Origin of the sequence: Flavobacterium terrigena (assembly GCF_900108955.1) — a bacterium.
Taxonomy (GTDB): domain Bacteria; phylum Bacteroidota; class Bacteroidia; order Flavobacteriales; family Flavobacteriaceae; genus Flavobacterium; species Flavobacterium terrigena.
In genome coordinates this window covers 16,830-40,022 of the sequence record NZ_FNYA01000008.1, presented here as the reverse complement: position 1 = coordinate 40,022, position 23,193 = coordinate 16,830, and the positions used below count along the sequence as shown (strand labels likewise).

The window sequence follows — 23,193 nt, the reverse complement described above, 5'->3', positions numbered from 1 at the left end:
TAATTTTTATTAGAAAATCAAGTTATGCAATTCAGCTATTGGGAAATAAAAAACTGGTTTTCAAACGTGGATTATACCATTGTAGGAAGCGGAATTGTGGGTTTACATACGGCAATTCGGCTGAGAGAACGCTTTCCTAATGCTAAAATTTTGATTTTAGAAAGAGGTTTTTTACCACAAGGCGCTAGTACAAAAAATGCAGGTTTTGCTTGTTTTGGTAGTGTTTCTGAAATTATTTTCGATTTAAAAACGCATACAGAAGAAGAAGTTATTCAATTAATCCAAAAACGCTTTTCAGGTTTACAATTGCTTCGCAAAAATTTAGGTGACGAAGCTATAGATTACAAACCTTATGGCGGTTACGAAGTGTTTTTAAAAGAAGACGAAGCGTTTTATAACAATTGTATTTCCAAAATTCCTTTTATAAACGATATTGTTCGACCGTTGTTTAAATCTGAAGTATATTCGAAAGTTTCAGATAGATTTGACTTCAAAAACACATTTGAACATTTAATTTTCAATGAGTTTGAAGGTCAAATTGATACAGGAAACATGATGCAGGCTTTATTGAAAAAAGCCATTCAAAATGATATTCTTATCTTAAACAATCAAACGGTATCGGAACATCAAGAATTGAATGACGAAGTAGAAATTGTTACAAACGATGTGACTTTTAAAACCAAAAAACTACTTTTTACTACGAATGGTTTTGCCGCTGAATTGACTAAAAACGAAGTCAAACCTGCTAGAGCACAAGTTTTAATAACCAAACCAATTGAAAATCTACATATTAAAGGGACATTTCATTTAGATCAAGGATATTACTACTTTCGAAACATCAATAACAGAATACTTTTTGGTGGTGGTAGAAACCTCGATTTTGAAGGCGAAACAACAACTACATTAGAAACTACCGAAATAATCCAAAATCGCTTGCAAGATCTACTAAATAATGTAATTTTGCCGGAAACTCATTTTGAAATCGAACAGCGTTGGAGCGGAATTATGGGTATTGGAAATTCAAAAAAACCAATTGTTCAACAATTAAGCAACCACGTATATTGTGGTGTAAGAATGGGCGGAATGGGCGTTGCCATTGGCAGCCTTATTGGAAAAGAACTAGCAGATTTAATATAAAACTCATGAAAAAAACTTTACGATTAATTTTAATCTTATTACTAAGTAATATTGCATTTTCACAAACAGCAACTTTTGACATTTCTGGAAATCTTACAATTAACGGAATCTCAGGAATGTGGTGGTCTTATAAATACAAGCCAACTGGCACATCAACCTACACACAAGGTCCGCAAATTCAAAACTCAAGTAGCGCAGTAATAAAACTTAGCCCATTTATTTCTTGGGACGTAAACATAGGTTATTACAATATTAGCGGAGGCGGTTATATTTGGGGTTCAGACTACACAACAAACAGCGCTTATGCAAACATAGCTCCAAAAACTACTGGATATAATTTCAATTTTGATACTTCAGCATTAGATGAAGGTTGGAGAGGTTATAGATTACAAAACACAACTGCACTTAATAATTCCAATATCGCTGAGAGTACTTATATCACTTTTGGAAATGTTGGAAAATCAGTTTATTGTGGTTGGCAATCTGGCTATGGTTTAATGCTAGTTTCACCTAAGATTTCAGATTTAGCAACAGATAAGAAATTTTCAATTTATGGTAATAGTTATCAAGGAAATTATAGTATCGTTTTAGGAACTATGTCTGATCCATATGATCAAACTACTTTTCATCCTTTAAAAACGGTAACGCTTCAAGGCCCTTCATTTCAGAAAGTTGAAGTTTTCATGAATAACTATACTGGCTCAGATAATTATATTGCAATTAAAACTAATGGTAATGGTGGTGATATTTATTTTGACAATTTTAGTTATGAGCAATCTGTAAATTGCTTCGACAATACTAATTTAACTGTTACTAACGTTAATCAAGACAATGCAACAATAAATTTTAATGCAGATGTTGCACAAAATTCTTGGGAGATTAATTTAAAGAATGTTACTAACGGCATAATTGAAACTTTTACAGTAAACAGTAGCACTTATGTTCTCCAAAATTTAACTGGAAATACATCCTACGAAGTTAAAGTAAGAGCTAACTGCGCTCCTAATTTATATTCAAATTGGACACCAATACAAGCATTCTCAACAGTTTGTTCTCAAATTTCAGCAGGATATGAAACTTCATTTCTTGAAAAACCTTATATTGATCCATGTTGGAAATTGATAAATAATGGTATTAATCAAGCGCCATATGGCGGAAACACAAATGTTAATCCTAGAACAGGAAGTAAGTACATTAGAATCCAACAAAATTCAACAAACCAAGCAAATTATTTGATAACACCTTATATCAATGATTTAGATACTAATAAAAGAATCAAATTTTATTTAGTATCTGATGGAAATGGAGATTATATTGACAACACATTAACAATTGGTACAATGTCTAATCCAAATGATGCTGCAACATTTGTTCCAATTAAGACCATTTCTCCTCTTGAAATGAATGAAGTTAATGGATTTAAAGTAAACAACTATTGGAAAGAACATATTGTATATTTTGACAATTATAATACAAGTTTAAATCATAAATATATAGCCATTAGAGGTGATATTACACAGTATAATTCTATTTTCCATATAGATGATTTTAAATATGAAAATACACCAATTTGTAAAGAACCTGTAAATTTACAAAATGAGAAAATAACCTACAATTCAGCAGTAGTAAAATGGGAAAATTATAACAACATCAATACTGGAGAATGGGAAATTCAATATGGAATTAGTGGATTTACAATTGGTTCAGGAACAACAATTACAACAACCACGAATCCAACTACACTAATTAACTTATTACCTGATACTAATTATGATTTTTATGTTAGAACAAAATGTGGTACTAATTATAGCAATTGGTCAGATAGAGGTACTTTTAAATCAAAATGTGAAGGTTTCACAGTTGGATACACAGATAATTTTGAAAGCGGAAATTTCGATACCAACACTTGTTGGTCGAGATTAACTGCTCCAATTAGAGAGGATTACTTTTCAGCTGATTCTCAAGTATCTTATGTGACCGCTCAACCACATACAGGAGCCAAATCAATTAGACTTTATCACACTACAGCTTATCATGTTTTAAATGATATTTCGAAAAAGATATTAGTTTCACCAAGATTTGCAGATTTAAACAACGAAAGAATAATTTCATTTTGGGGATATTTAGCATCAACTACTGTAAATGCTATTCAAATCGGAACACTTTCAGATCCAAATGACTATTTAACATTTACTCCATACAAAAACATAACAACGAATTTAACTATTAATCAATGGAATAAATACGTAGTAGATTTTTCAGAATATTATGGTACTGATAAATTTATTGGTATTAAAGTTATAAACACAAATAGTAATAACATTGTTTTATATATAGATGACTTTGAATATTTACTAAATGATTGTACTAAACCAAGTGCATTAACTGCAACACAAACAGATTCAAATAGTGTACTTTTAAATTGGAACACTAATAATAATAATCCAATAAATTGTGAGATTGAATATGGCCCAATAGGATTTACATCTGGCACAGGAACTCTTGCTACAACAACTTCTAAACCATTTACTTTATCAGGATTAACTTCTAATACAAATTATCAATTTAGAGTACGAAATATTTGTTCAGGAACAATAAACTGGAGCGAACCATATAGTCTTAAAACATCATGTTACGTTACTAGTCCATTTAATGAAAATTTCGACCAATATACTGCCACTAACTATAGTTATATTCCCAATTTTTGTTGGACATTTAATGAAAATATGAATGAAAACATGTATTGTGGTGTAGCTGATAGATCTATAAATAATTACACAAGTCCACCAAACGTTGCATACATAACAAATGGTAGCACAGAAAAAGATGTATATCTTATTTCACCTTTTTTATCAGATTTTGACAATACCAAAAAGATTAAATTTTGGATTTTCGGAACTAATAAACCAATAACAGTAGGTACAATTAGTAATCCTTTAGATATAAATACCTTTGAAGCGTTTCAAGAAATTCAATTAACAGATATTCTGCAAACTGGAAAAGAAATACTTGTAGATTTTTCAAGTTATACTGGATCTAACAAAATGATTGCAATTAAGATTAATAAAAAAATAGGAACATATACAACTACGCAATCGGTAAGTATAGATGATTTTAAATACTCAACTATAAATTCTTGTAAAGAACCTATAAACGTACAATTTTCAAAAATCACTAATAATTCAACTGTAATTAAATGGGATAATTTAAATGGTGGAAATGTACAAATAGAATATGGAATTCAAGGTTTTGCTATTGGAAGTGGTCAAATAGTAACTACTACTCAAAATGAAATTTTAATTTCAGGATTAAACGAATCAAGTACTTATGATTTTTACTTTCATACGATTTGTGGTGGAAATAATTCAGACTTAGTTGGCCCGAAAAAAATCAAAACTACTTGTCAGCCCTACTCGATTCCATGGTTGGAAGATTTTAATCAATTAAGTGCTTATGGTACAAATATTTTACCAACTTGCATGAACGTTATAGCACCAGGATTTATATCAAAAAACACGAATCAAATTGTTTATTCAAATTCATTTTATAATCCTGATCACCTTTTAACGGGTAATGGTGATACGTCATATATATGGTGTAATTCAAATGGAAAACCATCAATAACTTCACCACCATTTAATTTAATTGCTGGTGTGTGTTATAAATTTAATATTGATGCTAGAAAATCTTACGAATATGATTCACAAGGAATTAGCATTTCAGTTGGAAAAGGTAACGAGACACATTATATGGAATCCAGTTTATCAAGAAGTGGAGTTCTTAGCGAATACAATTATAATACCAATTCATTTCTCTACACACCAATTGAAAACGGAACGTTTACCTTTATAATTTCTGGGACAAGTGGTTCAGCAACATCCAATATGATTATGGATAATTTTAATCTTATCGAAGGATATAGCAACATAATTGGATATCCAGTAATTTACAATAACAACTTCACTAATAATGAATTGATTTTAGAAAAAGCTACAAATTCAAATATTATTCAAACAACCATTTCTGGCGATTTAAAATTAAAAATGAATGGTGGATTAACAGCAATTGAAAATTTTGACGGAAGTGATTGGCGTAAAAATCAATCGAGTATTTCAAAAATAAACTTCAAAATTAACGCACCAACCATAAATCCATTAGTGTTAAAATTCGATTTAAAACAAACTTTCAACACAAACAACAACGAATCTTTATTTAGAGTAGTTGTAAATGGAAATCAAGTTGGAAATGTTATTATGCCAGCAACTAACAATTCAGATGGTTATCTTACACATGAATTTGATTTATCGGCCTATGCAAATGATGATGTTTATATATCTTTACAACATATTGGAAAATCATCAAGTGGAACGGGTGATAATGCCATAATTGACAATATAGAAATCACTAATTTTTTAAGTTCAGAAGAATTTAGTTTTAAGAATTTAAAAGTATATCCAAATCCAACAAAAGATTTAATTAACATTAATAATTATGAAGTTATTAATAGTTATGAAATTACAAATATTAGTGGTCAAGCAATTGAGAAGAAATCAATCGAAATGAATGATTTTAAAATTAATATTGATAAGTTTCCTTCTGGAATTTATCTATTAAAACTTAATTCAGAAAACAATTCAAAAACGGTAAAAATAGTTAAAGAATAAATGGCAGTAAAAAAAGCAACTCCAAAACCTAAAGCAAAACCAACAAAACCTAAAAGCACTGAAAAAAGAGGTTTTTTCGGTCAATTGATGCGTTTCTTTTGGAAAGCATTTATGTGGTTTAACATTATCAGTTTGTTTTTTATAGTGTTATACAAATTTGTTCCAGTTCCATTTACGCCATTAATGGCCATTCGTTATTTTGAAAATTCAGCTGACGGAAAAGATATTGAAACCAAACACGATTGGGTTCCGATGGAAGATATTTCTAAAAACCTACAAAAAGCAGTAATTGCAAGTGAAGACGGTCGTTTTTTTGAACATAGCGGTTTCGATTTTAAAGCCATTCAAAATGCTGCTGTTGGAAATTTCAAAGGAAAAAGACTAAAAGGCGGGAGCACCATTACACAACAAACGGCTAAAAACGTTTTTCTTTGGCAAGGCAGAAGTTATATCCGAAAAGGATTAGAAGCGTACTATACTTTTTTAATCGAACTAATTTGGGGCAAAGAACGCATTTTAGAAGTCTATTTAAATAGTATTGAAATGGGTGACGGAATATATGGAGCTCAAGCGGCAACACAACATTGGTACAATAGAGATTGCAAAAGCTTAACACGAATGCAAGCGGCTGGGATTGCTGCAATTTTACCAAATCCAAGAAAATTCAAACCGAATGGTTCTGCGTATATTAGTAGAAAACAATCAAAAATTGCCCGATATATTTTAATGACTAAATTGAAGTATTAACAACAACCCATATATGAAAACTGTATTAATAACTGGCGCTGGTGGTGGAATTGGCAAAAAAACTTCATTATATTTTGCTAAAAATAACTGGACAGTTATTGCTACTTTATTATTTGCAAATGAAGGTGACGACTTCAAAGATATTCCAAATATTTTTTGCTATGAAATGGATGTCACTTCATCTGAAAGTATCGCTTTGGCAACAGAGAAAATATTGCAAAATCATCCAAAAATTGATGTTGTCATTAATAATGCAGGAATGGGTTACAGAAGTTTTGTAGAACTTTCAGAAGATAAAAAAATAGACACTATTGTAAACGTAAACTGGTTAGGTGTTGTAAAAATTTGTAGAGCTTTTATTCCAACTTTCAGAAAGCAAAAATATGGGCAATTTATAAATATTACATCTGTTGCTGGATTGGTAAATTTACCTCTTGGGAATTTTTATCATTCTACCAAACAAGCTGTAGAAAGTTTTTCGGAATGTATGGCGTATGAATTGGTTGATTTCAACATTAGTGTTTCAACCGTTCAATTTGGGAATGCTCCTACTTCATTTCAAAAAAATGTGGTAAAATCTGATGCAACGGAAATCCAATCTTACAATAAATTAATGGACAAGATTTCCACTTTATTGGAGAAAAAATCTGGAAAAAACGAAAAATTACCGCAACAAATTGTAGAAAAGTTATTTTCAATTGCTGAAAATCCTTGCAAAAGTTTCCGCAGATATACTATTGGTTTTGATGCGAATGTAATGCGTATTCTAAGAAGAAGATTAGGCTATAGATTATTCAATTTTGTAATTAGAAAATTCACTCTTTAAAAATCTATTTCCACTTAATAGATTCGATAATTTGCTTCATATCATTTTTAATATAATCTGCTGCAGGAAGAATGGAATCGAAATTTGGTTTAGAATAAAAATACATACTTGCAGTTACAAAATTTCTAGTACTATCAGTAGCGTAAAACTGCGCGTTTGTTGCAGCATTTCCTCCTACTTGATAAAACATTCCGTACACTTTTCGGTCTAAATTCACATAAGGTTGTTCAGCAATATCGTTAGCCTTAATTACGTGTTCGTACGTTAATTTCTGTGCATCAACTAAAAGAGTTTCTAAATTATTATTTACCGATTTATATGTCAAATATACCGTAGCTTTCATTTTTGGATAATGAATTTCCAATCCGCAATTTGAAGTCGCTTTTACTTCTGCCAATTCATTTTTATCAAAATCGAAACCACAAGAATTAGAGAACTTACTGTATTTCGCTGGCGGATATTCTAAACTTAATTGTCCAGTTGGTTTTGGCAATTTTTCATCGCCACAAGAAAGCAATGAAAGACATAGTATTGTAAAAAAAATAGAACTTTTCATTTTGGTTTATTTTATTAAAAAAGAACATAGAAAACAGAAAAAGACAAATTATCTTTAAACCTATTCTCTATATTCTTTATATATTTTTATTGTCTATACTTTAAAATTACTCTAGCGAATCAAAATCCACATCTTTAGAACTTGGCGGATTAGTTGTTGGCGCTTTAGATAAATCTGAATCTTTTTTCGTGTTTAAAAATGTAAATTCTGTAACTTGAATTTCAGTTGTGTATTTTGTAGTTCCGTCTTCAGCAGTCCATTGACGCGACTTAATACGACCTTCAATATAAATTTTATCTCCTTTAGAAAGGTATTTTTCGCATAATTCAGCAGCTTTATTTCGCACCACTATATTATGCCATTCTGTAGAAGTTATTTTTTCTCCAGTTGATTTATTAATGTAAACTTCATTTGTTGCCAAAGGAAATCTTCCAATACAACTTTGCGCATCAAAATAATGCATTTTAACTTCGTCTCCTAAATGTCCAATTAGAATAACCTTATTTAATGTACCGTTCATGGCTTGTATCTTTTTACCAAAAATACTAAATAATATTTAGATTACAATTTTTTCTATAAAATTATGTAAGACAATTGGCACAGGTAATTGCTTCACTTCCGTAAAAGTATATCCTTTATTTATGGCGTCTTTAATTTCAATCGTATAAAATTTAATATTTAAATGTTGGTGCGATAATTTATGAACAACATCAAATGTATCGAAATAATGAAAGTTTTTAATGGCATATTTTTCGTTCAGATGGCTTAAAATCTCATTTTCTTCTATTTCTTGTTCCGATTCAATACACGGAAATTCGTATAAGTTTTTCCAAATTCCGTTTTCTGTTCTTTTGTTCATTTCATAAGTTTCCGAAGCATCTTTCACTAAGATGTAATTCAAAAATCGTTTGGTAACTTTTACTTTTTTTGATTTCACTGGCAAATCCGAAACAATTTTTAGTTTATACGCTTCACAACTATCATTAAAAATACATTCGACACAATTAGGACTTTTCGGTACGCATTGCAACGCACCAAATTCCATTATGGCTTGATTATGAATATTAGGTTTTGACTTAGAAAGCACATTAGTGGCTAGTTCAATAAAATACTTTTTAGAGGTATTTTGTGATATATCGTAATTCACATTAAAAACGCGTGACAACACTCTGAAAACATTTCCATCCAAAACCGCAACAGGTTCGTTAGAAGAAAAAGAAGCAATTGCGGCGGCAGTATATGTTCCAATTCCTTTCAATTTTAATAATTCTTCGTATGAATTTGGGAAAATCCCATTATGATTTTCCATGACAAACTTCGCCGTAAAATGCAGATTTCTGGCGCGAGAATAATACCCAAGTCCTTGCCAAAGCTTCAAAATTTTCTGTTCATCGGCATTTGCCAAGTCATTTACGGTTGGAAAAGCGTTTATAAAATTATTATAATAGGGCAAACCTTGACTCACTCTTGTTTGCTGCAAAATAATTTCTGAAAGCCAAATTTTGTAAGCATCAGTGGTGTTTCGCCAAGGTAGTTCTCTGTAATTTTGGTTATACCAATTGATAATTTTGGTTGAAAAATTCATATAAAAATTTAAAGCCGTAAAAATAAATCATTTATATGGTTAAATTTTAGTTCATTAAGTTTGAATTTGTATTTTTTTAATTCATATATTTGCACACTCAAAAAAATACATAAAATTTAACACGCAAGAAAATGACGAAAGCAGACATCGTAGCAAAAATCTCAGAAAAATTAGGCCTTGAAAAAGGTGACGTTCAAGCTACTGTAGAATCATTCATGGAAGAAGTAAAAAATTCATTAGAAACTGGTGATAACGTTTACTTAAGAGGATTTGGAAGTTTTATTGTTAAAACAAGAGCTGAAAAAACAGGAAGAAACATTTCTAAAAACACAACAATTAAAATTCCTGCACACAACATTCCGGCATTTAAACCTGCTAAAGTATTTGTTGAAAGCGTAAAAGAAAAGACAGAAGTAACTGTATAATATTATTTATTAATCATAAAAACTACAAATTATGCCAAGTGGTAAAAAAAGAAAAAGACATAAGGTAGCTACTCACAAGCGTAAAAAAAGAGCGAGAGCTAACCGTCACAAAAAGAAAAAGTAGTCTAAAAACTACTTTTCTTTGTTTAGAAAAGAATTAACGTTCATTGAATTATGAATTGGATACGATTTTGACACAATCAATATTGCATTACAATTCTATTGGGTATTTTACCTAAATTGTTTAATCCATCCTAGCAATAAGTAGAGAGTTCGAAGTTACTTCCAAAGTAAATTTCGAATAATCAAACAAAAATGTTCGGATATAAAAGATACAGCATGAACAAAGAATTAATCATTAGATCTGGTTCAGACGCAGTAGATTTTGCCTTATTAAAAGATGGAAAACTAATTGAATTACACAAAGAAAAAGATGCTAGCGATAGTAATCAGTTTCAGGTTGGCGATATTTTTATTGCAAAAATAAGAAAACCTGTTGCTGGCTTAAACGCTGCTTTTGTGCACTTAGGTCATGAAAAAGATGCATTTTTGCATTACCATGATTTAGGTCCAAACTTAGCTTCTTTGATGAAATTTATTAAACTTGTAAGCGCAGGTAAAATAAAAGATTATTCACTCAAAAATTTCCCTTTTGAACCTGAAATCAATAAAGATGGCACCATAATGGACACATTAAGCGCTAATCAATCGATTTTAGTTCAAGTCGTTAAAGAACCAATCTCAACAAAAGGACCAAGAATTAGTTCAGAGATTTCTTTAGCAGGTAGATATGTAGTATTAGTACCTTTTTCTGACCGAGTTTCTATTTCACAAAAAATTGGAGACAGAGCCGAAAAAGATCGTTTAAAAAAATTACTACAATCGATAAAACCAAAGGGATTTGGTGTTATTGTGAGAACAGTAGCCGAAGGCAGAAAAACAACTGAGATTGAAAAAGATGTAGAAACATTGCTAGACCGTTGGACTACAATGTGTAAAAAATTACAAACTGCACATCATCCCTCAAAAGTATTAGGAGAACTCACAAAATCCTCTTCTATGCTAAGAGATATATTTAACGATACTTTCACGAGTATTCAAGTAGATGATGAAGATTTGTATTTACAAACGAAGGAATATTTGCAAGAAATAGCTCCGGATAAAGCGTCTATCGTAAAACACTATCAATCGAAAGATTTACCTCTATTTGAGAAGTATAATATAGAAAGACAAATAAAAACCTCTTTTGGAAAATCAGTTTCTATGAGTAAAGGTGCTTATTTAATTATCGAACACACAGAAGCCTTACACGTTATCGATGTAAACTCTGGAAATCGATCAAATAAAGCACAAAACCAAGAAGATACTGCCATGGAAGTAAACATGATTGCTGCAGGAGAAATTGCACGTCAGTTACGACTAAGAGATATGGGAGGAATTATTGTTGTCGATTTTATAGACATGCAAAATCCAGACAATAGAAAAGTATTGTTTGATTTCTTAAGAGAAGAAATGAGTGACGACAAGGCCAAGCATAAAATCTTGCCTCCTAGCAAATTTGGATTAGTTCAAATTACTAGACAAAGAGTTAGACCTGAAGTTAATATTGAAACAAACGAAGAAAACCCGAACGAAAACGGACAGGTTGAAGCGGCAATTTTAATCATTGACAAAATAGAAGCTAACCTTGAAAGTATTATTAAAGACCATAAAAAAGTTGTACTTAATGTACACCCATTTGTGGCCGCATACCTTACAAAAGGTTTTCCATCATTACGTTCAAGATGGTTTCTTGAACATAAGAAATGGGTGAAAATTATACCTCGTGACGCTTACACGTACTTAGAATATCATTTCTTTGATAACCAAGGAAAAGAAATTTTATAAAAAACTAAACCGCTACTCGAAAGAATAGCGGTTTTTTTATTTGTTTAATAATTTTTCAAATTCATATATTCCGGTTCCTTCACCTAAACAACCACCACCAAGATAATAACCTTTAGTGTAAAGCAAATAACTAATCGTTTGATATCTATTTCCCGAAAAAAACTTATCTTTTAAATACAGCTTTTTATCACCTTTCTTACTTAACGAATATTTTTCCAAAAAATCTTCAAAAGACAAACTTTTAAACTCATTTTTTAAATCATTATCCAACTGAAAAGTAGCTGTTTCTATAAAATTATTTTCATTTAAAACAAAATCTTCATTTATCAATTCATTCATAAACTCATTAAAACTATCAAATTTTGTTATAAATTTTTTTTCATAAAGCCATAAAAGTTCATGAAAATCAGTCTCAATAAATTTGCCGTTTTTTAGTTTTGCAAATACTTTTACACCATTATAACGACTTACATAAATCATTTTTTTGGAATCAATAGATTCTTTTTCTTTTAAAGTTCCATTTGAAATCAAATCAATTAATTCTTTAGAAATTTTTGGCTCTGAAGTTTTTTCATTACATGAAAACAAACTCATTAAAATTATAAGGCAAATAACTATATTTTTCATTTATCTAAAACTGATTACTAAAAACTGAGACTGAACACTAAACCTACTCCAACTCATACTCTAACCTAACCGTAATTCTAGCGGTTTTATTTTTACTAAACGTATCATTGTTTCCACCATAACTATCTTCTTCTGTGGAACCTTGACCAGTAATTTGAAAAACACCCATACTTGCGGTTTTTAGTTTTCCTAAATCGCCATCAGCAGTTTTTACAATTTTTTCAGCACGTTCATAAGCATCTTTTGTCGCTTTTTCAATTAAGCTTTGTTTTAAACTTGCCAAATCAGAATACGTATATTGAATTGAATTTGAGGATAATTCTATACCTGAATTAATTAACTCAGAAGTTTTTCCAGAAACCGCTTCAATACGTTTCATCAAATCAGGATTTTTCTTTGCTGAGAATGTAATCGTTTGAGAAGCTTCATACCCATCAAAAACTTGTTCGTATTTAGTATTATACTGGTTTTCGGAATTTTCAATACGAACTTCTCTAAACTTTTTATTGAATTGCACCGCACCAAAACTAAATTCACTTGATTTAAACCCTTTTCCTAAAAAGAAATTAGTTACGATTTTCTGGTCGGCAATCATTTTATTATAGGCTTCTTTAATATCATAACTTTTAGTTGTAAAACTTCCGCTCCACAAAATTTCATCAGACACAAAATCTTTAGTCCCCAAACCAATTACGGAAATGGAATCTAAATTTTCATTTCGCTTCTTAAAAGCAGTTCCTAAAACAAATGCGGTAATAATAACAGCAATTCCAATAATTGCCGAAGACTTCATTCTTTCTGTAATTTCCATGCTTAGTTTAGTTTAAAAGGTTGATTTTTACCTTTGCTACGAAGACACAAAGGCGCGAAGTTTTTTTTATTTGATTTCGCATAATATCATTATCAATTAATATGCCAAGTTTTAACAAAACAATTCTGTGACCCGAGCCTAAAAAAGCGAACAGACGAAGTAATCTCAGCACAATAACTCTACCGTTTTTTCCGAAAAAAACTTATCATCAATGCACCACATTCTTCTGCTAAAACTCCTGAAACCACTTCTGTTTTGGGATGAATTTGTGTTCCCATTGCTAAATATCCGCGTTTTTCGTCTGTCGCACCATATACAATTTTAGAAATCTGACTCCAATATAAAGCTCCTGCACACATTTGACAAGGTTCCACAGTAACATACAGTGTGCAACCTTTTAAATATTTTCCGCCTAAAAAATTAGCAGCACTAGTTATGGCTTGCATTTCAGCATGAGCGGTAACATCGTGTAATAACTCCGTTAAATTATGCGCTCTTGCAATAACTGTATTATTTGCAACAATAACAGCTCCTACAGGAATTTCGTCTTTTTCAAAAGCAATTTCAGCTTCCTGAAGTGCTTTTTTCATAAAATATTCGTCGGTAAAAATATTTTCCAAATTTTATTTTTTTGGGCGTTACCACAAGGGTCGCACTTTACGTTACAATCCCAAACAAAAAAGTTTGGGGATTTTCACTGCAATCGCTAACGCAATTAAAGCTTTCAAACAAAAATACAATAATGTTTTTAATTTAGTTAAAGATAGAATAATTGAAAATGAAACTTTTAACTATTCACTAATTACTATTCACTCTGAATTCGTATTTTTGCTGCACAAATGGAAAATTTACTTTCACATATTACCACGCCAACCGATTTAAGAAAACTTTCTGAAAATCAGTTACCGCAAGTAGCCAATGAACTTAGAGAATTTATCATAGATATAGTTTCTCAGAAAGAAGGACATTTGGGTGCGAGTTTAGGCGTGATAGAATTAACTGTCGCTTTGCATTATGTTTTCGATACTCCAAATGATTTATTGGTTTGGGATGTCGGTCATCAAGCCTACGGACATAAAATCCTAACAGAAAGAAAAGACATTTTTCATAAATACAGAGAAATTGATGGCATTTCTGGATTTCCAAAACGTTCTGAAAGTGTGTATGATACTTTTGGCGTTGGACATTCTTCTACTTCTATTTCTGCTGCTTTAGGAATGGCGATTGCTTCGAAAATTAATGGTGATTTAGAAAAACAACATATTGCAGTTATTGGCGATGCTTCAATTGCGAGTGGAATGGCGTTTGAAGGTTTAAATCATGCTGGAGTTACCGATGCGAATTTATTAGTCATTTTAAATGATAACGCGATGGGAATTGACCCAAGCGTTGGTGCCTTGAAAGATTATTTAACAGCTGTAAAAGAAGGAAAAAATCCGAAAGCAAACAACATTATAAAATCGTTGAATTTTGATTATTCTGGTCCAATTGACGGCCACGATTTACCCAAACTACTTTCAGAATTAAAGCGCTTACGAAACATAAAAGGTCCGAAATTTTTACACATCATTACCACAAAAGGAAAAGGTTTGTCGTATGCTGAAGAAAATCAGTTGCAATTTCACGCTCCAGGAAAGTTTGATAAGTTAACTGGAAAGATTTTAAAACCTGAAAATGAAAATCTAGCGCCAAAATTCCAAGATGTTTTCGGACATACTTTGGTAGAATTGGCTTCAGAAAATAAGAGAATTGTGGGCATCACACCAGCTATGCCTTCTGGAAGTTCATTAAAATACATGATGGAAGCTTTTCCAGAAAGAGCTTTTGACGTTGGAATTGCCGAACAACATGCGGTAACTTTAGCAGCCGGAATGGCAACGCAAGGCTTAACTGTTTTTTGCAATATTTATTCAACTTTTTTACAACGCGCATATGATCAAGTCATTCATGATGTAGCGATACAAAATTTGCCTGTTATTTTTTGTTTGGACAGAGCTGGTTTTGTGGGTGAAGATGGTGCAACTCATCACGGATTATTTGATATTGCATACATGAATTGCATTCCGAATATGATGATTTACGCACCATTGAATGAAATCGACTTACGCAATATTTTATATACTTCTTCGTTAGGATTAAACCATCCAATCGCGATTCGATATCCAAGAGGAAAAGGGGAAATTGTAGATTGGAGACAGCCTTTTGAGGAAATTCAAATAGGAAAAATTCAAACTTTGCAAGAAGGAAACAAAATTGCTATTTTATCAACAGGAACCATTGGAAACAATGTATCAAAGGCGATTACAAACACAGGGAAATCAGAAAATTATTCTCATTTTCATGTGGGTTGGATTAAACCTTTGGATATTGAAAAATTAGCAACTATTTTTGCTAATCATTCTACAATTGTAACTATTGAAGAAGGAACAATAAATGGTGGATTAGGAAGTATAATTAATACTTTTGCCACACAAAATAATTATAAAAATAAGATTATAAATCGCGGTGTATTAGATAAATTTATTGAACATGGCACCGTAAAACAACTATTTGAATTAACACATTTAGACCAACTAAGTTTAACACAATTATTTATTGATATTAATCATGATTAAAAGAATTTTATTTTTCACCCTATTAGTTTTTTCAACTGCATCTTTTTCTCAAATCATCAGAACCGAAAAACCAGATACCATTTCCCACTGGAAAAAAATAAATAAAGTCGGCATCGATTTCACACAAATTACTTTCGTAAACTGGTCTGCTGGTGGAAATAATTCTATTTCTGGTTTAGCTAAAGGACAGTTTATAAGAAATTATCTAAATGATAATAAAAAATGGGATAATGAATTGATCATTCGTTATGGGATTAACAAACAAGAAAGTACAGATTTAAGAAAAACGGACGACCAAATTAACTTAAACTCAACTTTAGGTTATCGTAGAGATACGGTCAGCAATTGGTATTATGGTGGAAAATTTAGTTTTTTAACCCAATTTGCGAATGGTTATAGTTATCCAAATGTAGACAAAGCGATTTCGAAACCTTTTGCACCTGCTTATATTTTCTTAGGAGTTGGAGCAGAATACTCGAGAAAGGATTTAGGTTTTAATTTATATTTATCACCATTAACTCAAAAAACAACTTTAGTTTTAGACAGTGAATTATCTAATAGTGGTGCTTTTGGAGTTGAAAAAGCAGTTTATGACGAAACCGGAACAATTGTTATTAAAAACGGAAAACGTCACAGAACAGAATTAGGAGCTTTAGTAACCAGTCAATGGAAAACAAAAATTATGACTAACATTAATTTAGATACTAGAGCTACTTTATATACCGATTATTTAAAAGATTTCGGAAATATTGATGTGGATTGGCAAATGGGAATAGAAATGACCGTTAACAAATATGTAAAAGCAAGTTTAGGTACACATTTATTATATGATAATGACATCAAAAACAAAAGAGAAGTTGATGGTGTTCAAATTACAGAAGGTCCGAGAGTACAATTTAAACAAATTGTTGGTGTTGGATTAGAATATTGTTTTTAAGAAAAAAAAATGCCACGAATTATAGAAATCTATAATTCGTGGCATTTTTTTTTCTTAAAACTTCAAAGTCACCACATAACCTTCATAGGTTCTCACATTAAAAACAGTTCCATCTTCGAAAATTAAATATTGTCCTTTAATTCCAACTACTTTTCCTGTAAAATTTGGTGTTTTTTCCAAATTTAAACTCGACACTTTTAACGGATATTTATTCACTGGAAAATCAAAATCATATAACGTGTCTTTCTCCAAGAAATAAGGTTTAATTTCTTCCGGCAACCATTGTTTTAAATTATTTTTTTCTTCAGATAAATTCACAACATGCGGTTCATTTTTAAGCATTTTTTGCCAATTAGTTTTATCTGAAAAATGGTTTTTTAGAGCAACTTCGGCAACTCCAGCTAAATATCTATTTGGAGTTTCTATAACTGGCAACGCTTGTACGGCACCTTGATCAATCCAACGTGTAGGAACTTGCGTATTTCTTGTAACCCCAATTTTTAATCCGCCTGATAAAGCTAAATAAACGGTATGTGGTTGCAATTGCACGCGTTTTTCGTACTCTAAATCTCTATCTTCAATATCTAAATGCGCTTTACTTAATTCTGGATTCATAATCCATTCGGCTGCAGCTGGAATAGTTGAGAAACAATCGTAACAAAAACCTTGACGCCAAATTTTCTTTGCTTTCTTACAATTTAAACATTGATAACCTTTGTGCGTAATTTCTATATCTTTATTAATTAGCTGATTAACATTAATAAAATTCGAATCAAAAATTAAATAATACTGAATTGGAGAACCCATTTCGGTTTCCATTTTCGTTAACGTTCCTTCAAATGTTGTCATAAAAATTGTAATTGATATAAAAATTATTATTTTTGGTAAAGTTATAAAAATACAGATACTCAAATGCCAATAACCTTAATAAATTCTATTGCCTCTTGGATTTTAAAAAAACGTATTCATCAAATTGAATTGTTTGTTAAATATCCTATTGAAGTCCAAGAAGAAATATTATTTGGCTTATTACGATCTGCAGAAAATACCGTTTTAGGAAAAAAATACGAGTACAACAGCATTAAAAATTACGAAACTTTTAATGAAAGAATTCCGGTTTCCACTTATGAAGAATTAGAACCTTATATTGAACAAACACGTCAAGGCGCACAAAATATTTTTTGGAATTCTAACATTAAATATTTTGCAAAATCAAGCGGAACTACCAATGCTAAAAGTAAATTTATTCCGGTAAGTTCTGAAGCTTTAGATAACAATCATTACAAAGCCAGCAAAGATTTGTTGTGTTTGTATTTAAACAATAATGAAGACTCACAATTATTTACTGGTAAAAGTTTACGATTAGGCGGCAGCAAAGAATTGTACGAAAACAACAATACTTTTTTTGGAGATTTATCGGCGATTTTAATTGACAATATGCCAATGTGGGCTGAATTTAGTTCTACACCAAGCAATAAAACTTCTTTAATGAGCGATTGGGAGACCAAGCTACCAGCCATAATTAAAGAAAGTAGTTTAGAAAACGTAACGAGTTTAGCAGGAGTTCCAAGTTGGATGATGGTGTTGTTAAACAAAGCTTTAGAAGAAAATAAAAAGACCAATATTTTAGAAATTTGGCCCAATTTGGAAGTCTATTTTCATGGTGGCGTAAGTTTTGATCCTTATAGAGAACAGTATAAAAATTTATTTCCGAAAAACGATTTCAAGTATTACGAAATTTACAATGCTTCGGAAGGCTTTTTCGCACTGCAAGACCAAAATGATTCTAACGAATTACTTTTAATGTTAGATTATGGTATTTTTTACGAATTTATTCCAATGGATACTTTCGGAAAAGAGAATCAAAAAGTGATTCCGTTAGGTGAAGTTGAAATTGGCAAAAATTATGCTTTGGTAATTACTACTAATTCAGGTTTATGGCGTTATTTAATTGGCGATACGATTCGTTTTACGTCAATAAATCCTTTCAGAATAAAAGTTACGGGAAGAACCAAACATCATATTAATGTTTTTGGTGAAGAATTAATGGTTGAAAATACCGATATGGCTTTAGCTAAAACTTGTGAAGCTTTAAGTTGTGAAATATTAGATTATACTGTGGCTCCGATTTTCATGGAAGGCAAAGAAAAAGGTGCTCACGAATGGATAATTGAATTTAAAAAACACCCTGCAAGCATTGAAAATTTTACAGAATTGTTAGATAAAAATCTACAACAAGTAAATTCAGATTACGAAGCCAAACGATTTAACAGCATGACCTTAAACAGACTTGTTTTACATGTTGCAAAAGAAAATTTATTTTATAATTGGCTGAAAAAAAATGATAAATTGGGTGGTCAACACAAAATTCCAAGACTTTCAAATTCAAGAAACTACCTAGAAGAATTACTTCAATCATAGAAACAAACCCTTATTCCTTAACGTAAAATTAATATCTGTGCAGTTTATCGAATAAAGTGGTTTATTGTCGATTTTAATTTTTTAGCCCCTTTTAAGGCTACATATTTGCACAAAATTCAGAAAATAAAGCATTTATATAACAAAAATGTATATTTTTGCATACCCATAAAATAATAACCCCTAACTAAACATGAAAACTAAATTTTTACTATTTACATTAATTTCTTTATTATTTAATACCGTAACAGCTCAAGAACCTGTAAGAAACGCCAAATTAGATTCTATTAATGACATTATTAATAAAAATGCTAAAGGATTGCGTTTCATCTTAAATGAAGTTAGTGTAAACTCTGAATTATCTGAAATTGGAGCTACATTCTTTAAAAACAAGTTCATCATTTTGTCTAACAAAAAAAGAAGACATTATGAAACTACAATTAACGAAGACACTAAAACTCCAAACAACAATTTATATTGTGTAAATGTAGATAGCACAGGAAATTTAACTTTCCCTCTTTTATTTGCTTCTGCAATTGATTCAAAAAACAATGAAGGTACAATTACTTTCACTCCAGATGAAAATAAAGTTTTCTTTACACAAAACTCAAAAGAAAATCCAAACGTTTATAAATTATATACCGCTGATTTAGATATTAAATCTGATAAATATTGGACAAATATTACCGAATTAAAATTAATGGATGACCAATATTCTGTTGAGACTCCATTTGTTTCTAACGATGGTAAAAAATTATATTTCTCTTCAAACATCCCAGGTGGTGCAGGCGGATATGACTTATATGAAGTGGCTATTTTAGAAAACGGAACTTTAGGTGCTCCAATGAATTTAGGTTCTAAAATCAACACAAAAGAAGACGAAAAATTCCCTTTCATTTCAAATGATAACAACTATTTGTTTTTCTCTTCAAAAGGACATACAAATATGGGTGGATTTGATGTTTTCAGATCTTCAATTACTTCAGATGGTTATCATACAGCATTTAATTTAGGTGGAACATTAAACTCAAGAAAAGACGATTTAGCTTTTGTTATGGTAAACGACAACAAAGGTTATGTTTCTTCAGACAAAACGGCTACAGACGGAAACTACGACATTTATAGATATAATTTAAAAATGGCCCCAAATACTGTTTCTAAATTAGCTATTAAAGAAAAAACGACTGGTATTGCTTTACCAAATGCAAAGATTGTTGTTAAAAATGAATTTGGAAGAATATTAGCAGATGGAAAAACAGATGAAAAAGGAAATATTTCTATCATTTACAATCCATTAACTATTTATAATGTAACAGTAGAAAAAGATGGTTATGAACCATTTACAAAACAATTGACTTCTGGAGATTTTTATAACGATACGGCTATCGAATTAAAACAAGCTAAACCAGTTGTTACAGATACAGAAATTAAGATTGAAAACATTTATTTCGATTTTAATAAAGCTACAGTTAAGCAAGAATCTACACTTTCTTTAAATAAAATTATTAGTGTATTAAACGAAAACAAAGAAATGTCTATTTCAATTTTTGCTCACACAGATGCGAAAGGTTCAGATGAATACAACAAAGTCTTATCTGAAAAAAGAGCTAAAGCTACATTTGATTATTTAGTTTCGAAAGGAATCAATAAAGACCGTTTGAAATATATGGGAATGGGTGAAATGGAATTGAAAGTAAAATGTACAACTTGTACGGCAGAAGAAGACCAACTAAACAGAAGAACAGAATTTAAGATTAATAAATAATAACAACCCCACAAACAACAACACAATGTCAATTAGAAAAATTATCGCAGTAGTAGCAGTTGGAACAGTATTAACATCATGCTCTAGTAGAGGATGGAGCTGTAAAGCAAGATATGTAAATGCAAAACCAGTTGTAACTAAACAAAAAGCTGCATAAAAAGAACACACAACAACTATAGAAAAATAAAAAAAGGCAATCATTAATTTGATTGCCTTTTTTGATATAATATATTTTTTACTTTACGAAGCGACTTGCAACTTTTGAAGTAAATTCTTGTTCAAAGTTTGTTCTGCAAATTCACGAGTGACGTTTAAGTCTTTCTCATCAGAACTTGGTAATTCGAACATGGCGTCAGTTAAAATAGCTTCACATAACGAACGTAAACCACGAGCTCCTAATTTGTATTCTAAAGCTTTTTCTACAATAAAATCTAAAGCTGCATCTTCAATTGTAAACACTACACCATCCATTTCGAATAACTTCTGGTATTGTTTAATTAAAGCATTTTTAGGCTCTGTTAAAATTGCACGTAATGTTTTCGCATCTAACGGATCCATGTGCGACAAAACCGGCATACGACCAATAATTTCAGGAATTAAACCAAACTCTTTTACATCACGAGGAATAATATATTGTAATAAATTATTTTCGTCTACTTTATCTAAATCTTTAGATGCACTGAAACCCATTGCTTGACGGTTTAATCTTTTTGAAATGATACGCTCAATTCCATCAAAAGCACCACCAGCAATAAATAATATATTTTGAGTATTTACCTCAACAAATTTTTGGTCTGGATGTTTTCTTCCACCTTTTGGTGGCACATTTACAACCGAACCTTCTAATAGTTTCAATAACGCTTGTTGCACGCCTTCTCCAGAAACATCTCTTGTGATAGACGGATTATCACTCTTACGAGCAATTTTATCAATCTCGTCAATAAAAACGATTCCTCTTTCGGCTTTAGCCACATCATAATCAGCAGCTTGAAGTAAACGTGTTAAAATACTTTCCACATCTTCTCCAACATAACCTGCTTCTGTTAAAATAGTAGCGTCAACAATAGCCAAAGGTACATTCAACATTTTCGCAATGGTTTTCGCTACTAATGTTTTCCCAGTACCTGTTTGTCCAACTACTAAAATGTTACTTTTTTCAATTTCAACATCATCGTTTTGTACGACTTGCGACAAACGTTTGTAGTGATTATAAACCGCTACACTTAGTACTTTTTTGGTTTGTTCTTGTCCAATTACATACTCATTCAAAAACGCATTTATTTCTTTAGGCTTGCGTAGCACTAAATCACCGAAAGCGTCTGAATCCATAGTTCCTTTCAGCTCTTCAATTACAATACCATGTGCCTGCTCGATACATTTATCGCAAATATGCGAATCAATACCTGCAATTAATAAATTAGTTTCTGGCTTTTTCCTTCCACAAAACGAACATTCTAATACTTCTTTTGCCATTTTTTTTGTTTCTAAGTTTCAAAAGAAACTTTTATTTATCTTCTTAATACTTCATCAATCATTCCGTATTCCTTCGCTTCATCTGCAATCATCCAATAATCACGTTCGCTATCTTTGAATACTTTTTCAATCGGTTGTTTTGAGTGCGAAGAGATGATTTGATATAATTCATCTTTTAACTTCAACATTTCTCTCAAGTTAATTTCCATATCCGTTGCTACACCTTGTGCGCCACCAGATGGTTGGTGAATCATAACTCTTGAATGTGGTAATGCTGAGCGTTTTCCTTCTGCACCTGCACATAATAAAACCGCACCCATTGAAGCTGCCATTCCTGTGCAAATTGTAGCTACATCTGGTTTGATGTATTGCATCGTATCGTAAATACCTAAACCTGCATATACACTTCCACCTGGAGAGTTGATATAAATTTGAATGTCTTTAGAAGCATCAACACTTTCTAAAAACAATAATTGTGCTTGAATAATATTTGCCATATAATCGTCCACACCTGTTCCCATAAAGATAATTCTATCCATCATTAAACGTGAAAATACATCTAATTGAGAAATATTTAATTGGCGTTCTTCAATAATATATGGAGTTAAACTACCAACCAATTTATCGTAATACAAACTATTTACACCGTGTTTTTTTGTAGCAAATTTTTTAAATTCTTTTCCGTAGTTCATTTTAAATTTTATTTAAAAGTTTATAGTA

General features: G+C 31.0%; 20 protein-coding genes. 11 read left to right on the top strand and 9 right to left on the bottom strand.

Translation table 11 applies throughout. The features are described 5' to 3' along the window. Positions 1-24: 24 nt before the first annotated feature. The 4 genes from BMX42_RS12605 to BMX42_RS12590 are packed head-to-tail and all read left to right on the top strand — an operon-like array spanning position 25 to position 7,374. Positions 25-1,137 carry an NAD(P)/FAD-dependent oxidoreductase gene (locus BMX42_RS12605; protein ID WP_091315004.1) on the top strand — a complete coding sequence of 371 codons (1,113 nt, stop codon included), beginning with the start codon at positions 25-27 and terminating at the stop codon, positions 1,135-1,137. Positions 1,138-1,142: 5 nt separating this feature from the next. Continuing rightward, a complete protein-coding gene (locus BMX42_RS12600; RefSeq protein ID WP_091315001.1) occupies positions 1,143-5,801 on the top strand; it encodes a fibronectin type III domain-containing protein in 4,659 nt (1,552 codons plus the stop codon). Beyond that, positions 5,802-6,548, top strand: a complete 747-nt coding sequence (gene mtgA / locus BMX42_RS12595) for a monofunctional biosynthetic peptidoglycan transglycosylase (RefSeq protein WP_091314997.1) — start codon at positions 5,802-5,804, stop codon at positions 6,546-6,548. Between the two features lie 13 nt (positions 6,549-6,561). Further along, on the top strand, positions 6,562-7,374 hold the full coding sequence (locus BMX42_RS12590) for an SDR family NAD(P)-dependent oxidoreductase (RefSeq protein WP_091314994.1): 813 nt from the start codon (positions 6,562-6,564) through the stop codon (positions 7,372-7,374). Between the two features lie 4 nt (positions 7,375-7,378). Here BMX42_RS12590 and gldD read toward each other — a convergent pair whose 3' ends face one another. The 3 genes from gldD to mutY form a co-directional block, all read right to left on the bottom strand. Continuing rightward, positions 7,379-7,930 (bottom strand): gliding motility lipoprotein GldD, encoded by a 552-nt coding sequence (gene gldD / locus BMX42_RS12585; RefSeq protein ID WP_091314991.1) that lies wholly within the window; start codon positions 7,928-7,930, stop codon positions 7,379-7,381. A 106-nt stretch (positions 7,931-8,036) separates the two neighbouring features. Then, positions 8,037-8,450 carry a single-stranded DNA-binding protein gene (locus BMX42_RS12580; protein ID WP_091314988.1) on the bottom strand — a complete coding sequence of 138 codons (414 nt, stop codon included), beginning with the start codon at positions 8,448-8,450 and terminating at the stop codon, positions 8,037-8,039. A gap of 36 nt (positions 8,451-8,486) precedes the next feature. Beyond that, positions 8,487-9,515, bottom strand: a complete 1,029-nt coding sequence (gene mutY / locus BMX42_RS12575; protein WP_091314986.1) for an A/G-specific adenine glycosylase — start codon at positions 9,513-9,515, stop codon at positions 8,487-8,489. A gap of 131 nt (positions 9,516-9,646) precedes the next feature. Between mutY and BMX42_RS12570 the strand changes: the two genes are divergently transcribed. Both BMX42_RS12570 and BMX42_RS12565 read left to right on the top strand, forming a co-directional pair. Continuing rightward, positions 9,647-9,940, top strand: a complete 294-nt coding sequence (locus BMX42_RS12570; protein ID WP_091314983.1) for an HU family DNA-binding protein — start codon at positions 9,647-9,649, stop codon at positions 9,938-9,940. 339 nt (positions 9,941-10,279) lie between these two features. Then, complete coding sequence (locus BMX42_RS12565; RefSeq protein ID WP_091314979.1) at positions 10,280-11,827, top strand: Rne/Rng family ribonuclease; 1,548 nt, start codon at positions 10,280-10,282, stop codon at positions 11,825-11,827. Positions 11,828-11,863: 36 nt separating this feature from the next. On the opposite strand, the gene BMX42_RS12560 is transcribed toward BMX42_RS12565, so the two are convergent. The 3 genes from BMX42_RS12560 to BMX42_RS12550 form a co-directional block, all read right to left on the bottom strand. Then, a complete protein-coding gene (locus BMX42_RS12560; RefSeq protein WP_143055652.1) occupies positions 11,864-12,454 on the bottom strand; it encodes a hypothetical protein in 591 nt (196 codons plus the stop codon). A gap of 43 nt (positions 12,455-12,497) precedes the next feature. Continuing rightward, positions 12,498-13,265: an SIMPL domain-containing protein gene (locus BMX42_RS12555; RefSeq protein WP_091314972.1), complete on the bottom strand. Its 768-nt coding sequence runs from the start codon at positions 13,263-13,265 to the stop codon at positions 12,498-12,500. A gap of 179 nt (positions 13,266-13,444) precedes the next feature. Continuing rightward, complete coding sequence (locus BMX42_RS12550) at positions 13,445-13,885, bottom strand: nucleoside deaminase (RefSeq protein ID WP_091314971.1); 441 nt, start codon at positions 13,883-13,885, stop codon at positions 13,445-13,447. A gap of 219 nt (positions 13,886-14,104) precedes the next feature. Here BMX42_RS12550 and BMX42_RS12545 point away from each other — a divergent pair, with 219 nt between their 5' ends. Both BMX42_RS12545 and BMX42_RS12540 read left to right on the top strand, forming a co-directional pair. Further along, positions 14,105-15,880: a 1-deoxy-D-xylulose-5-phosphate synthase gene (locus BMX42_RS12545; RefSeq protein WP_091314967.1), complete on the top strand. Its 1,776-nt coding sequence runs from the start codon at positions 14,105-14,107 to the stop codon at positions 15,878-15,880. Then, a complete protein-coding gene (locus BMX42_RS12540) occupies positions 15,873-16,817 on the top strand; it encodes a DUF3078 domain-containing protein (protein WP_091314965.1) in 945 nt (314 codons plus the stop codon). The genes BMX42_RS12545 and BMX42_RS12540 overlap by 8 nt, the downstream gene beginning before the upstream one ends. A gap of 54 nt (positions 16,818-16,871) precedes the next feature. On the opposite strand, the gene BMX42_RS12535 is transcribed toward BMX42_RS12540, so the two are convergent. Then, on the bottom strand, positions 16,872-17,666 hold the full coding sequence (locus BMX42_RS12535; protein WP_091314962.1) for a DUF2797 domain-containing protein: 795 nt from the start codon (positions 17,664-17,666) through the stop codon (positions 16,872-16,874). Between the two features lie 63 nt (positions 17,667-17,729). On the opposite strand from BMX42_RS12535, the gene BMX42_RS12530 reads away from it, so the two are divergent. From BMX42_RS12530 to BMX42_RS14635, 3 genes are all read left to right on the top strand, one after another. Further along, positions 17,730-19,238 (top strand): GH3 auxin-responsive promoter family protein, encoded by a 1,509-nt coding sequence (locus BMX42_RS12530; protein WP_091314959.1) that lies wholly within the window; start codon positions 17,730-17,732, stop codon positions 19,236-19,238. 190 nt (positions 19,239-19,428) lie between these two features. Continuing rightward, entirely contained in the window at positions 19,429-21,000 is a 1,572-nt protein-coding gene (locus tag BMX42_RS12525; RefSeq protein WP_091314956.1) for an OmpA family protein, read from the top strand. A 25-nt stretch (positions 21,001-21,025) separates the two neighbouring features. Beyond that, positions 21,026-21,157 (top strand): hypothetical protein, encoded by a 132-nt coding sequence (locus BMX42_RS14635; RefSeq protein ID WP_262487632.1) that lies wholly within the window; start codon positions 21,026-21,028, stop codon positions 21,155-21,157. 83 nt (positions 21,158-21,240) lie between these two features. On the opposite strand, the gene clpX is transcribed toward BMX42_RS14635, so the two are convergent. Both clpX and clpP read right to left on the bottom strand, forming a co-directional pair. Next, entirely contained in the window at positions 21,241-22,473 is a 1,233-nt protein-coding gene (gene clpX, locus BMX42_RS12515; protein ID WP_091314949.1) for an ATP-dependent Clp protease ATP-binding subunit ClpX, read from the bottom strand. A 35-nt stretch (positions 22,474-22,508) separates the two neighbouring features. Next, the gene (gene clpP, locus BMX42_RS12510; protein WP_091314945.1) at positions 22,509-23,165 is read right to left on the bottom strand and encodes an ATP-dependent Clp endopeptidase proteolytic subunit ClpP; all 657 of its coding nucleotides are present in this window, start codon (positions 23,163-23,165) and stop codon (positions 22,509-22,511) included. Positions 23,166-23,193 lie beyond the last annotated feature (28 nt).